The organism is Rhodoferax sp. (genome assembly GCF_039922535.1).
Classification (GTDB): Bacteria; Pseudomonadota; Gammaproteobacteria; order Burkholderiales; family Burkholderiaceae_C; genus Rhodoferax_B.
The window spans coordinates 1-13,862 of the sequence record NZ_JBDTEM010000400.1 but is presented as its reverse complement, the minus strand read 5'-3'; the positions used below and the strand labels follow the sequence as shown (position 1 = coordinate 13,862).

Sequence of the window (13,862 nt, the reverse complement as noted above, 5' to 3'; positions counted from 1 at the left end):
AAGGTGGGCAAGCGCATCCACGTGATGGCCGGTTTGAGCAACCTCAAGCGCGCCTGGACCGAGCTGGGCGGCAAGTCGCCCAACATCGTGTTTGCCGATTGCCCCGATCTGGACCGCGCGGTAGAAGCGGCGGTGGGCAGTGTGTTCTTCAACCAGGGCGAGAGCTGCAACGCCCCGTCGCGCCTGCTGGTCGAGGCTTCCATCAAAGACAAGTTTTTAGAAAAAGCCCTGGCTTTGGTGCCGCGTTACGCCCCCGCCAATCCGCTGCTGCCCGACACCATCATGGGTGCGCTGGTGGATAAGACGCAGATGGACACGGTGCTGGGCTACATTGAGGCAGGCCAGCAAGACGGTGCAAAATTGATAGCTGGCGGCGCACAGGTGCTGGGCGCTAGCGGTGGTTTTTATGTAGAACCCACGATTTTTGACGGCGTGACCAACCGCATGCGCATCGCCCAGGAAGAAATCTTCGGCCCGGTGCTGTCGGTGCTGTCCTTCACCGATGCGGCCGAGGCCGTTAGCATCGCCAACGACAGCATCTACGGTCTGCAGGCTGGCGTGTGGACCCGCGACATCAACAAAGCCCATGGCGTGGCACGCGCCCTCAAAGCCGGTACGGTGCACGTCAACTCGTACGACGAAGACGACATCACCGTGCCCTTCGGTGGCGTCAAGCAAAGCGGTGTGGGGCGCGACAAGTCGCTGCACGCGTTTGACAAATACAGCGAACTCAAGACCACCTGGATCCGCATCGACAGCCCGCTGTAGTGCCCTAAAGCTTCCTAGGCCATGGCTTCGACCAAGGCCCGGTACAACTGGTCTGGCAGCAGCGGCTTGTGCAGCAGCGGAATGCCGCTGGCAGAAGCCTCGCGCAAGCGTTCGGGGGCGGTGTCGCCGGTGACGATGAAGGCGGGGGTGTGGGTGCCCAGCAGGGCGCGCACATCGGCAATGGCGTGCGCACCGGTACGCAGCCCACGCAAACGGTAGTCGCTGATGATGATGGCCGGGGCTTGGGCACTGGCCAGGTCCAATGCTTCTTCGATGGAGCCGGCGGTGTGGCATTGGCAGCCCCAGCTGCGCAGCAAATGCGCCATCGCCGATCGCACCGCGTCGTCGTCGTCAATCACCAGTACGCGCACCTGCTGCAGGGCCTGTCCATCGGGCAGCACCTCTGTGGCAGGCATGGCTACGCTGGACTGAGGCAGCTCCAAGCGGAACACGCTGCCCCGGCCCGGCGTGGACGACAGCCACAGGCGGTGCCCCAAGGCTTTGGCCAGCCCTTCGGCGATGGCCAAACCCAGTCCCAGACCCTTGTGCCGGTCACGCTCCGGGTTGCCCAACTGGTGGAACTCTCGAAAAATCTCGATCTGGTCCGCCGCCGCAATGCCAATGCCGGTGTCCCACACTTCCATGCATATGGTTTGCTGGCGCAGACGGCAGGCCACCAGCACGCCGCCGTGCTGGGTATAGCGGATGGCGTTGGACACCAGGTTGCGCAGAATCATGCCGACCAGAGTGGCATCTGATAGCACCGGTACCGTGGTTTCGCGAGAGCGGTAGACCAGGCCTTTGGCATCGGCCAAGGGGGCGAGGTCGTTTTCGATCTGGTGCAGCAAGTTTTGCAGACCAAAGGGCTGTAGCTTGGGTTGCACCACCCCGGCCTCGATGCGCGAGAAATCCAGCAGGGTATTGAGCATGTCGCTGGAGGCCTGCCAAGCCGACTGGGTACTGGCCAGTACCTCGGTTTGGTGCGGTGACAGTGGCGTGCGCGCCAACACATCCAAAAACAAGCCCTGCGCGTGGATGGGTTGGCGCAAATCATGGCTGGCCGCTGCCAAAAATTTGGACTTGGCCAGGTTGGCGTACTCGGCATTGCGCCGCGCCGCATTCGCCGCTTTCACCAGGTCGATATTTTCAAAACGTAGCCGGATGGCCGCCAGCGCGGCCTGGCTGCTGTTGTGGGCCTGGCCCACCAGGCTGACCAGGTAAAGAAAGCCGGTGACCGCCAGGGCCTTGTACGTTGAGTCGCCAGACAACCAAAACCACGACATCACCAGCGCCACCAGCGCCGCTGCAAAGCAGATGAAAACCACCAGCACCGGTGCCAGCAGCGACATCGAGCTGCCCACAATGCCGGTCAGTATGGCCAACACCATGATGTTGCCCGCAACGGCGGTACTGCCCAGCGCCACCCAGGCCAGGGCACCCCAGGCCGCGCCATCCAGGGTGTGCACCACGATCAACAGGGCGACCAATCGGCGTGCTTGGGCGGGTGCTATGGGCGTGGCCAGATGCCGACGGGCATCTACCGCCGACAGCAGCTTGGTCGTCAACACTGCCGCGGACCACAGTAGCATCATGGTTCGGTTGCTATCATTTTCAAGTGTGTAAAGCAGCACCAAGGCGACCAAAAATGCGGGAATCACCGAGACGCCGACGTTGCCATACAGCAGGCGCAACTGCTCTGCCAACAAACGGTCCTCGGGGAGTTTCCACAGTTTGGGCAGAGTCAACCGATGAGCCCGTTTTGGCGCGCCGCAAACGTTGCTTTCGAGCGGCTGGTGACCCCCAGCAAACCCAGCACCGCCTGCACGTGCCCGCGCACGGTGAACTCAGACAGCGCCAGTCGCCGCGCAATCACCTTGTTGGACAAGCCTTCGCACAACAGGTCGAGCACCTCGCACTGGCGTGGTGTGAGCCGCGGTGCAGAGGTTTCCATGGGGGCTTGCTGTGGCTTGACGCTGCGGATAGTCCGTTGGGTTGGCGCGGTCAGGATCTGCTGAATCACCTGGATGATTTGCTGCGGGGTATCGCTTTTGGAGACAAAGGCCGCCGCGCCGCGCGCCAGCGCCAGTGCCACAGTGTCGGGAGCCGCATTCGACGACAGCATCACCACCGGGGCCGCGGGCCAGCGCTGCTGCAGTAGCCGCAGACCTTCCAGGCCGTTGACTCCTTGTAACTGGATGTCGAGCAACACCAGGTCGGGGGGCTCGGCTGTGCCGCGCACCGCCTGCTCCAGCGAAGCCGCCTCTGCAATCTCGATATCCACCATGTCCTGCATCAAGACCAGTCGCAAACCTGAGCGGAAAAGCGCGTGGTCATCAATTAACAAAAGACGCATAGGTGACATTTACAAATTAGAACATCTACCAAAGCGTGGTGTCTACCAGTTAATTTTGACTATATGCATAGCATTAGACCCCGTGCATGATCAAGCCAGAGATGCACGAAAGTGCAGATTATTTTTGAATCTGGGTGCCATATACAGCCTATTGACGGTATCCAGCCCCCACCGCCAAGGCCAGAAAATGCCCCACCACCTTTTCAGCGCGTCCGCCCACCTGCTGTGGCGCTTGCGCGACGGCACCCACATCGTGCTGCGCCCGCTCCAGGCGAAAGACAGCGCCTTGCTCGAAGATATGTTGGAGCGACTTTCACCCCGCACCCGGCGCAACCGCTTTCACGGCGGAGTGAACGGCCGCCCGGCCTTGCTGGAGCCGATGCAGGCCGAAGGCGGCGTGGCATTCGTCGTGGTGGCCGAAAACCCACACCACACCCAGGTGGTGGCCGAGGCCCGCTATGCCATTGACCACGATGGGGAGGGTCGCACCGCGGAATTCGCGGTGGTGGTAGACGACCGTTGGCAGCGCCTGGGTCTGGGCGCACACGCCATGCGCGCCCTCACCAACACCGCCTCCCACGCCGGCTTGCACTGGTTATACGGTGACGTGCTGGCCGACAACCAGGCCATGCTGGGCCTGATGCAGCGCTGCCACTTTTGCTGCACACCCGACCAGGAAGACACCCGCTTGGTGCATGCCGAAATCTCTCTGCGGGCTGCCCAGGAGCCCGTAGAGTCCAACCGCTGGTGGGGGCCGCGGGTGGTGCATGCGACGGGAATGGACTATGCCTGACGCGCCCCGCCTGGCGTTGGTATTGGGCAGCGGCGGGGTGCGCAGCATTGCGGCTCTGGGCATGGCCGAGGTGCTCGCCCGTGAAGGTATCACTCCAGACCTGGTGGTGGGTTGCAGTGCCGGGGCTATGTTTGGCGCGCTGATTGCGCAAGACATTCCGGCTGCCGAGGCGGTGCGCATCGCCACCACCCTGTGGACTGCCGAGCTCACCCAAACCCACCGCTGGCAGGCCATACCGCAGATGGTCTGGCCCCGCTGGGGCCGGTTCGATGCCGACTTTGCCTTGCGTGACGACCGGCTGATTTGCGCGCGTTTGGACAAGGCTTTGGGCGGGCTGCGGTTGGAAGATTTGCCCATCCCCTTGCGCGTCAGCGCCACCGATGCCGCTACCGGCGCTGCCGTCGTCATCCGCCAGGGCCGCGTGGCCGATGCCCTGCGTGCCAGCATTGCCATGCCCTTCATGTTTTCCCCCCAGCATGTGAACGGCCAGCGGCTGGTGGATGGCTTTGTGTCCGACCCGCTGCCCGTGAGTGCCGCCAGCGATGCCCATGCCGTGATCGCGCTGGGTTTTGAAGCCCTGATGCCCCTGCGTGTCAACAAGCCGTCGCGCCTGCTGGCCCAGGTGACGTCGGCCATGACCAACAACCTGATGTACGCCCGCCTGGCTGCCGCCGAGTCCGACGGCATGCGGCTGCTGCGCATCTTTCCAGCACTGGACCGCCGGGTCGGCCTGTTTGACACGGCCGCCATGCCCTACCTGGTCGAGCAGGGGCGGCTGGCCACCGAGGCACGGTTACCAAACCTCATCGCTTTGCTGGAACGCCGCCCGCAACTGGTGGCGGCGTAGCCGTGGTGTCGGCATGCGGTGGCTCCCAACGCAGAGGGCCAAACCGCTAGAGGCGTTGCAAGGTATGTCGGGTATTCCTGCCGTTGCGGCTGCAAATGCGTACCGGCATCCCACATTTGCGTACCAGGCGTGGCAGGGTTTTTGTTTATCGTTGCAGCACTGAACACACCACTCCAGGATGCAAGCCATGACAAACGCCATTCCCCAACGCCAGGTCGGCACCACCGACGTACACATCACCACCCTCGGCTTTGGCGGCAACGTACTCGGCAACCTGTACGCCGCCGTGCCCGACGAGGCCGCCAAAGACACCGTGCTGGCCGCCCAGCAATCGGGCGTTAACTACTTTGACACCGCACCGCTGTATGGCCACGGCCTGTCGGAGCGCCGCCTGGGCGATGCGCTGCGTGCGCTGCCCCGCGAGTCGTTCGTACTGTCCACCAAGGTGGGCCGCCTGCTCAAGCCCCATGGCCGCGTGCCGCCGCCCAAACTCAAGCCTTCGGAAGGCGGCATTTTTGTGGACGAGCTGCCGTTTGCGCCACACTTCGACTTTTCTTACAGCGCCACCATGCGCTCGTTTGAAGATTCTTTGCAGCGCCTGGGCCTGAACCGCATCGACCTGCTGCTGATCCACGACTGCGACGAGTGGTCGCAGGGTGCCAACTACCGCACCGCGCTAAAAACCGTGGAAACCGGCGCGCTGAAAGCCTTGCAGGAGCTGAAAAGCGCGGGCCTGATCGGCGGCTTTGGCGCGGGTGTCAACCAGTTCGAGGCCTGCGAAGACCTGATGGACCTGGGCGCTTTTGACTGTTTTTTGCTGGCCGGGCGCTACACCTTGCTGGAGCAGGGCGCGCTCGACACCTTCTTGCCGCGCTGCGTGAAAGAGGGCGTGTCGGTGATTCTTGGCGCGCCGTTCAACTCTGGCATTCTGGTCACCGGGGCCACACCCGATGCCCGCTACAACTACCTGCCCGCCACCGCCGATATCAAGGCCAAGGTGGCGAAGATTGAGCAGGTCTGCGCCGCCCACCAGGTACCGCTAGCCGCCGCCGCGCTGCAGTTCGTGCTGGGCCACGCCTCGGTAGCCACCGTCATCCCCGGTGCCAAGTCGCGGGCCGAGGCCGAGCAGAACGCGCGCTGGATGACGCTGCCCATCCCCGCGGCGTTCTGGGCCGATCTCAAGGCCGCAGGCCTGGTCCGCAGCGACGCACCCACCAGCGGCATCTAAACCGCGCCCATGCCGCCCATCCCGCGCCGCAGCGCCCATCCCGAGATCGAGCACGACCTGGTGCGCGACCCACGCCTGGGCTATGAGGCCGGTGCCGAGCAGGAATTTGTGCGCTGCTTTGCGCACGGCAGCCCCACGCCGCTGGAGCGCTGGCACTGCCACGACGAGTACGAGCTGCAACTCATCGTGGGTGCGCACGGACGGGCTTTTGTGGGCGACTACGTCGGCTTCTTCGAGCCCGGCCACCTGGTGTTGACCGGGCCGCGCCTGCCACACAACTGGGTCACGACCGACCTGCCGCCTCACGGCCTGGCGGTGCGCAGCCTGGTCATCCAGTTCCGCGAGGAGCCGCTGCGCGACGGCATGCGTGTGATCCGCGCGCTGGAAGAGACGCTGCCGCTGCTGGAGCGCGCCCGCCACGGTATCGAGTTCTTTGGCCTGAGCGATGCCGTACGCGAGCACTTTGACCGCATCCAACACAGCCACGGCCTGCAGCGCTTTGCCGAATTCACCCAACTGCTGTGCCTGCTGGGCCGCTGCACCGACTACCGTTTGCTCTCCAGCGACTACCTGCCCCTGCCGGTCAACGGCCCCGACCACACCCTGTCCGCCATCAACAAGGTCGTGGCCCACGTCAACACCCACTACGCGCAAGCCCTGCCGCTGGACGAGATGGGGAGTCTGGTCGGCATGACCGAGAGCGCGTTCTCGCGGTTTTTCGGCAAAGCCACAGGGATGACCTTTACAAATTACGTCAACCGCCTGCGGGTCAACCGGGCCTGCCAGCTGCTGATGGAGCGCGACAGCTATGTGTCCAGCGTTTGCTATGCGGTGGGGTTCAACAACGTGGCCAACTTCAACCGGCGGTTTTTGGAGGTGAAGGGGATGACGCCGACGCAGTTCAGGAGGCAGGCGGCGGGGCGGTTTGCGCAGGGATAGCGTGATTTATCGAAATTGATAGCTGCTCGCGCTGGTTCTGTCAGCGTTGGGGCCGGTTTTGGCTTGAAGATTTTTACCAAAGTTGTTGAGGGGATACTGCTGTTGATGCCACCGTCGCCGCCGGGGGCACCGGTCGGTCGACGGTGTATGCGTCGTCAACCTCCATCTGGTCCGCTAACCCGCCAAAGGGGTCGGAGCACGAATGCGGGCCACCAGTGACACGGCAACAGGCTTCTCCGCGCGCAATCGTGATTCGACCCCTCTGGCTAACGTCCGTGTAGCCGTGCAGATTACTTCTCTTTTGATAGTAAAAAACAGGAGCACCCCACGCAGATTAAATATGCGCCGGTAGCCGTTTTAGTATCCAAAAAATGGCCTAAAAATATGAAATTGACGAACCTAGCGAAGCCCCTACATCCGCAGCGCCCCCGCATACCCCGTCATCTCCAGATACCCGTGCCCCACCAGCCGTCCCTGCGCGTCCAGCAGGCGGCTCAAGCCCTCCCAATACACGGCACCTGTGGACTGCCGACTGTCCAGCTCCTGGTTGTCTAGCACGGCCTGCACGCTGAAGCGCCCCATCGGCGTGTCCAAAGCCCATTCGACGGGATACCGGGCCTGGTTCGCCGGGCTGGTCCAGATGCGGCCGGGGGTGAAGCGCACTTCGCCGGGCTGGAAGATAGTGAGCGCGCCCTGGGCCGCACGGAACGAGCCGCCGGTCCACAGGGTGCTGCCATCTTTATGGCGGATGCGGAAGGCCATGAGGGCGCTGCCATCTTGCAGGTTCATGCCCAGCCAGTCCCAGCCTGCGGCCTCGGGGTGCAAATAGGCGTTGCTCCATTCGTGGTCTAGCCAGGCGCGACTGGTGTCGGAGGCGATCTCGAAGCGCTGGCCTTGCAGCATCAGGTGGCCGCTGACCGCCAGTTGCGGCTGGCTGATGTAGTAGCTGGCCTGGTCGGGCTGCGGGCCTTTGCGCGACAGACCTTGCGCGCCCTGCAGCAGCAGCGGCTGGGTGGGGGCGAGCTGCAAGTGCAAGCCGAAATCGGTGCTGGGCAACTGCGCCCGGTACAGGCCATCGGTGTGGACCAGCGACCAGTCGCGCAGGCGCACGTGGGTGTCGGCCTCGCTGGCCTCGGCCACGCCAAAGCCGGCACGGGCGATGCGCTGGTCGTGCCAAAGCTTTTTGCCTTGCACATCGGTGATGGCCGCGTGGGCGAACAGCAGTTGTTTGGCGGCGAAGCGCGAAGCCATGGCCTGCGTGGCGGCCACGCGGCTGCGGAAGAAGGTGAGCTGGAAGCCGAATTCGCGGCGGTCTGAAATTGCCCGCCCGGTGATGTACCACCACTCGGTGCCAAAGTCTGGGTGGCTGCCCAGGTCGCGGGGGAAATGCATGTCGGCCGGGGGCAAGGCGAACGCGCCTGTGCCCATGCTGGATAGCGCCAAGATCAACCATTCACGGCGCTGCATTACCAATCCTCCTTCACCGCCAGCACGGCATCGTGCCCGGCTGCGGCGCGCCCGGCCAGCCAGGCCGTCACCGTACCGGCCAGCACCACCGCAAAGCACAACAGCAACAGGCGGGGCCAGGGCAGGTGCAGGTCCATGGTCCAGTGGAAGCTTTGCGGGTTCACCACAAACACCAGCACCATGGACACGGCCAGGCCCAGGGCCAGCCCCGCCACCGAGCCGATCAGCGTCCAGGCTGCGCCTTCACCGGCCACCACCGTCAAAATCTGCCGCCGCGTCAGCCCCAGATGCGCCAGCAGGCCGAATTCTTTGCGCCGCGCCAGCACCTGGGCGCTGAAGCTCGCCGCCACGCCAAACAGGCCGATGGCAATGGCGATGGCCTGCAGCCAGTAGGTCACGGCGAAGCTGCGGTCAAAAATCTTCAAAGAGAGGGCGCGGATTTGGCCCACCGAAGAGAACTCCAGCGGCGTATCGGTGAGCCCACGGATGGCTTGCTGCACCGTGGCCTCTTGCGCGCCATCTTGCAGCCACAGCGCCATGTCGTTCACCTGCGTGTCGCCCGTCAGGCGCACAAAATCGGCCTGCTCCATGCTGATGGCCCCAAACTGCCGGGCGTAGTCGCGCCACACGCCTGCTACAAAAAAAGTAGCTTCTTGCGCAGGTGCACCCTGCGCCAACGGGCTAAAAACCTTAGAAAGTGGTGCAAAGGTGGTGCCGGGCCGCGCACCGTACAAATCCACCATCGGCTCGCTCACATAGATGCCGATCTGCCCCGGCGGTACCGGCAGGGCGTTGCCCACCAGCGGCAGGCTGCGGGCCGGGTCGCCGATCTGCCGGGCGATCAGCGCCACGCTGGGTTTGCCGGGGTCGAGCAGCAGGGCGCGACTGCGCTGGGTGGCTAGGCGCTGCACGCCGGGGATCTGACCCACGGCCTGCACAAATTGGGGCGGCAGGGTCAGCGCGTCATTGCCTGCGCTGGCGGTGGGGCTGCGCAGGTACAGGTCGGCGGGCAGCACCACGTCCAGCCACTGCACCATCGAATCCCTAAAACTCGCCACCATCACCGTCAGCGCCACCGCCAGGCTCAATGAAGCCACCACGCCGCTAACGGCCACCGCCGCGCTCTGCCGAACCCGGCGCGCCCGCTCTATCGCCAGCATGGGCAGCAGGCGATGCGCCAGCAGCGGGGCCAGCCGGTCGTACAGCGCGGCAATCAGCCAGGGCAGGGCGGTGATACCGCCCACCAGCAGCAAGGCCACCGAAAGATAGGCACCCAGCGGAATGCCAAACACCGGCGGTGACAGCGCCAGCAGCAGGCCGAGTGCGATCAAAATCCCACTGCCCCAGCCTGCCGAGCCGCGCCCTAAATCCGCCCCCAAACCCTTCAGGGTTTGCGCCGCAGGCAAACGCTGCGCCGCCCGCGCGGGCCACAAGCCTCCCACCACCGCCGCCGCTACGCCCAAAGCGCCATAGACCAACGCTGCCGCAGCATCCCACTGCAGGCGCGGGGCGACACCGGCAAAGTAGCCACCGCCCAAATCGCCGCCCAGCACCTGTAGCGCCAGCGCCGCCAGAGCTGTGCCCAGCGCAATGCCCGCCAGGCTGCCGATGCCGCCCAGCACCAGCGATTCGGCCAGCACCAGTTGCAGCCGCTCACGCCCGGTCAGGCCCAGCACGCCCAGCAGCGCAAACTGCTGCGCCCGCTTGGCCACGCTCAGCGACAGCACCGAAAACACCAAAAACGCCCCGGTAAACAGCGCCACCAGTGCTAGCACGGTCAGGTTGACCCGGTAGGCGCGCGACAAGTTGTTGACCCGCTGGGTCGCATCGCCCGGCTCGGCGGCGGTGATGCCGGGCGGCAGCGCCAGCGAGTTGATAAAGGCCGCGTGGTCCACCCCGGCACGCAGCCGCAGGTCGATGCGAGAGAGTTCTCCCAAGGCAGCAAAGGCTTGCTGCGCCGCGCCAATGTCCATCACCGCCAGCGCCGGGCCGCTGGCGGCCACCGAGCCCGCCACTTGCAAAATTTGCCCGTTTTGCAGATGCACCGGCTGGGCCAGTGCCTGCTGGGCGGCGGGGTTTAAAAAAACCGTGTCGGGGGCAAACAGCGCCAACCGGTCTGCATCTTTGCTGGGCACCGGCATCACACCGGGGGCCACTGCTGCCACCACCAAGGCATCCACGCCCAGCACCTTCAGGGGCACGCGCTGACCGGCCGAGTCCAACGCAAAGGTGGCGACTTCCAGCACTGGGCTGGCCACGGCCACGTCGGGGTGGGTGGCCACGCGGGCATACACCGCCTCGTCAAACCGCCCCTGCGTGGCCCGCAGCTCCAGGTCCGGCTGGCCGCCCACGGCGCTGACGGCGCTGGAAAACTCGCTCAGCGCCGAAGCGTTGATCAACTGCACCGAAAACGCCAGCGCCACCCCCAGCATCACCGCCACTACGGCGGCCGCGTTGCGCCAGGGGTGGTGTTTGAGTTCTTGCCAGGAGTAGGTGCGCAGCAGGGCGCGCAGGGGGACTGTCACCCTTGCATTCCATCCGCCCGCAGCTGCAACACCCTGTCCGCCCGGGCCGCTGCGGCTTGCGAATGCGTCACCAGCACCAGGGCGGCACCCTGGGCGCGGGTTTGCGCCAGCAGGGCATCCATTACCTTGGCGGCCGTGGTGGGGTCGAGGTTGCCGGTGGGCTCATCGGCCAGCAGCAGGGCCGGGCTGTGGACCAGGGCGCGGGCGATGGCGACGCGCTGGAGCTGGCCGCCGCTGAGCTGTTGGGGCAGGCGGGTGCCCAGACCTTCCAGGCCTACCGCAGCCAGCAGGCTTTGCACGCGGGCATCGTCTTGTAGGCCCAGCAGCATCAGCGGCAGGGTGACGTTTTGCGCCACGTCCAGGTGCGGCAAGACATGGAAGGCCTGGAACACAAAGCCCACCTGTTTGCGCCGCAGCAGGGCGCGCTGGTCGTCGCTGAGGCCACCCAAATCCACACCACCGATGTGCACGCTGCCGCTGTCCCAGCTGTCCAGTCCGGCCATGCAGTTGAGCAGGGTGGATTTGCCCACGCCCGATTCGCCGACGATGGCGACAAATTCACCGGGCTGTACCTGTAGCGACACATTGGCGAACACGGTGCTGTCGCCGTAACGTTTGCTTAAGTTTTCGATGCGCAGGCTCATGTGGATTGCGCTACCAGGGCCAACACCTGCTGCAGTGCATCCGGTGCCTCGCTGGCGACGATGTTGCGCTGGGGCATGCTGCGCAGCCAGGTGACCTGGCGTTTGGCGAGCTGGCGGGTGGCGAAGATGCCGCGGTCGCGCAGCTCTTCCATGGGCAGGCTGCCGTCCAGGGCTTCCCAGGCCTGGCGGTAGCCGACGCAGCGCATGCTGGGCAGGTCGGGGTACAGGTCGCCACGGGCGCGCAGGGTTACCACTTCGTCCAGAAAGCCTGCGGCCAGCATCTGGTCAAAGCGCAGGGCGATGCGTTCGTGCAGCCAGGCGCGGTCATCGGGTTCCAAGGAAATAAGGGTGGTAGCGCTGATTCTGTCTGCACGAGCAGCTACGTTTTTTGTAACGTGGAAACTCGACAAGGGCTGGCCAGAGGCGCGGTAGACCTCCAGCGCACGCTGGATGCGCTGGGTGTCCATGGGTTGCAGCCGCGCGGCGGAGACCGGGTCTACCCGCGCCAACTGGGCATGCATGGCGGGCCAGCCGTGTTCGGTGGCATCGGCCTCAATGGCGGCGCGGATCGCCGGGTCGGCTCCGGGCATGGGGTCGATGCCATCAAACAGCGCCTTGAAGTACAGCATGGTGCCGCCCACCAGCAGCGGCAGGCGGCCCCGGGCGTGGATATCGGCCAGCAGCGGCTCGGCATCGCGCACAAATTCGGCCGCGCTGTAGGCCTGCAGCGGGTCGCGGATATTGATCAGGTGGTGCGGCACTTGGGCCAGCTCGGCGGCGCTGGGTTTGGCGGTGCCGATGTCCATGCCCCGGTAGACCAGGGCTGAATCGACGCTGATTATTTCGACATCCCAGCGCTGGGCGATGGCCAGTGCGGCGGCGGTTTTACCGGCAGCGGTAGGGCCTGCAAGGGCGATGCAGCGGGGCAGGGCGCTCATAACAGAATCGGCCAGCGGCCAAAACGGTATGACAGTGGCCCCAGCACCAGTGGCAGGAACAGCGCCACCGGGTCGGGCGGCATGGCGGTGGTGGCATGGGGGAGATACACGGGAGCAGAAGGCACAGACATGCCGGGGAGGCTACCAGAAAGCCGGCCCCGACCCGGCCCGCGGGCTATCTGGGTTACGGGCTATTGGCCGGGCTTGGGGCGGGGGCTGGTGGCAGCGGCACCAGCGGATGGGCGCGGAAATCCTTCAGTTTTTTCAGCAGCAGCACCGTCTGGCCGAAGGCTGCATAGCTGGCAAACAGCAGGCGGTTCGCCCAGGTCTTCTGGTATAGAAATACATGGCCGCGCAGCTTGGAGGTGTTCGCGCTCTGGTGCGAGTGCTCGGGGTTGCCGTAGCCGTAGTCGATCAGCGAAATCTGCAACTGGTCGATCAGGTCCTTAGTGGCCAGGTGCAGGATGGTGGTGCCGGGTGAAAACGCCGCCAGTTGCTGGTCATAGATGATGTTGTGCACATGGTAGGTGTGCGCGGAGCGGATGCCGATGATGACGGCACACACGTTTCTGCCGCAGCACAGCACGTAGCAGAGCGCCATTTTTTGCTGGGTCAGCGCGGTGTATTTCTTTTCGTCCATCACGGCCTGTGCGATATGCAGCGGGGCAATCGACTGGATGGCGGCCATCAGCTCGGGGACCTGTTCGGGCTTTTCGATGCGCGACAGCTGGGCCCAGCCGGCGTCTTTTTCCAGTAGTTTCAGCTGGCGGTTCAGGTTGTAGCGTTTCTTGGCCTTGAACTGGCCGGTGTACTCGTCAAAACTGGCAGGCAACGGCGTGGTGTGGCAGCTGCGCCAGCCGTCCTTGATGAAGACACCAAAGTGGTTGCGGATGTAGGCCGAGTGCGCCAGGTAGTGGTAGAAATCGCTGCGCATGGGCACCGCCTGCATGGCAATGCTGGTTTTGTCAGGAAAGCTTTGGAATAGATAGGCGATCGTCGCGTCCAGCAACGCCGGCTCGTCCGGCAGCAGCGGAATGCTGCCCAGCAGCGCGATGGTGTTCAGACGCAGGCGCAACAGAGTGCGGTGGCCCAGGTCCAGGCACAGCGTGCGCCGCCCGGTGCGCAGAGGCAGGATGCCGACGATGTGCTGCGTGCGGTTGTCGCGTACCCGCACCAGCGCCTGCAGGTTGCCGATATTCGGCACGACGGAGATGAATTCGAAATAGCCCGGGGTTTGGAATATGGCTTCAGGGCTTTTGCTCTGCCCCACCAGCGCCTGCCAGGCCTGCAGCAATTCCGGGTCGGAAAGGGCTTGTGCCGCAGGGACGGTGGAAAAGCTGAAATGCATGGCTGAGTGGGG

General features: G+C 64.6%; 13 protein-coding genes. 5 read left to right on the top strand and 8 right to left on the bottom strand.

The annotated features are described in order from the left end of the window. Positions 1-768 (top strand): aldehyde dehydrogenase family protein (locus ABI213_RS18965; RefSeq protein WP_348028241.1); only part of this gene is annotated, 768 nt, incomplete at its 5' end. Positions 769-782: 14 nt separating this feature from the next. Here ABI213_RS18965 and ABI213_RS18960 read toward each other — a convergent pair. Together ABI213_RS18960 and ABI213_RS18955 are read right to left on the bottom strand one after the other, a co-directional pair. Next, entirely contained in the window at positions 783-2,513 is a 1,731-nt protein-coding gene (locus tag ABI213_RS18960) for a hybrid sensor histidine kinase/response regulator (RefSeq protein WP_348007546.1), read from the bottom strand. Continuing rightward, on the bottom strand, positions 2,510-3,121 hold the full coding sequence (locus tag ABI213_RS18955) for a response regulator transcription factor (RefSeq protein WP_348007547.1): 612 nt from the start codon (positions 3,119-3,121) through the stop codon (positions 2,510-2,512). The genes ABI213_RS18960 and ABI213_RS18955 overlap by 4 nt, the downstream gene beginning before the upstream one ends. A 187-nt stretch (positions 3,122-3,308) precedes the next feature. On the opposite strand from ABI213_RS18955, the gene ABI213_RS18950 reads away from it, so the two are divergent. From ABI213_RS18950 to ABI213_RS18935, 4 genes are all read left to right on the top strand, one after another. Further along, positions 3,309-3,914: a GNAT family N-acetyltransferase gene (locus tag ABI213_RS18950; protein WP_348007548.1), complete on the top strand. Its 606-nt coding sequence runs from the start codon at positions 3,309-3,311 to the stop codon at positions 3,912-3,914. Next, positions 3,907-4,761: a patatin-like phospholipase family protein gene (locus ABI213_RS18945; protein WP_348007549.1), complete on the top strand. Its 855-nt coding sequence runs from the start codon at positions 3,907-3,909 to the stop codon at positions 4,759-4,761. The genes ABI213_RS18950 and ABI213_RS18945 overlap by 8 nt, the downstream gene beginning before the upstream one ends. 187 nt (positions 4,762-4,948) lie before the next feature. Further along, entirely contained in the window at positions 4,949-5,989 is a 1,041-nt protein-coding gene (locus ABI213_RS18940; RefSeq protein WP_348007550.1) for an aldo/keto reductase, read from the top strand. Positions 5,990-5,998: 9 nt separating this feature from the next. Continuing rightward, a complete protein-coding gene (locus tag ABI213_RS18935; RefSeq protein ID WP_348007551.1) occupies positions 5,999-6,928 on the top strand; it encodes an AraC family transcriptional regulator in 930 nt (309 codons plus the stop codon). 411 nt (positions 6,929-7,339) lie between these two features. Here the strand turns inward: ABI213_RS18935 and ABI213_RS18930 are convergent, their stop codons facing one another. The 6 genes from ABI213_RS18930 to ABI213_RS18905 all read right to left on the bottom strand — a co-directional run. Beyond that, the gene (locus ABI213_RS18930; RefSeq protein WP_348007552.1) at positions 7,340-8,395 is read right to left on the bottom strand and encodes a carotenoid 1,2-hydratase; all 1,056 of its coding nucleotides are present in this window, start codon (positions 8,393-8,395) and stop codon (positions 7,340-7,342) included. After that, a complete protein-coding gene (locus ABI213_RS18925) occupies positions 8,395-10,908 on the bottom strand; it encodes an FtsX-like permease family protein (protein WP_348007555.1) in 2,514 nt (837 codons plus the stop codon). Before ABI213_RS18925 ends, ABI213_RS18930 begins: the two co-directional genes overlap by 1 nt. An 8-nt stretch (positions 10,909-10,916) precedes the next feature. Further along, positions 10,917-11,564, bottom strand: coding sequence for an ABC transporter ATP-binding protein (locus tag ABI213_RS18920; protein WP_348007553.1), 648 nt, complete (start codon positions 11,562-11,564; stop codon positions 10,917-10,919). Continuing rightward, entirely contained in the window at positions 11,561-12,502 is a 942-nt protein-coding gene (gene miaA, locus ABI213_RS18915; RefSeq protein WP_348028239.1) for a tRNA (adenosine(37)-N6)-dimethylallyltransferase MiaA, read from the bottom strand. Before miaA ends, ABI213_RS18920 begins: the two co-directional genes overlap by 4 nt. Further along, positions 12,499-12,633 (bottom strand): hypothetical protein, encoded by a 135-nt coding sequence (locus ABI213_RS18910; protein ID WP_348007325.1) that lies wholly within the window; start codon positions 12,631-12,633, stop codon positions 12,499-12,501. Before ABI213_RS18910 ends, miaA begins: the two co-directional genes overlap by 4 nt. Positions 12,634-12,686: 53 nt before the next feature. Further along, the coding region (locus ABI213_RS18905; protein WP_348028237.1) for a GNAT family N-acetyltransferase at positions 12,687-13,862 on the bottom strand (1,176 nt) is incomplete at its 5' end.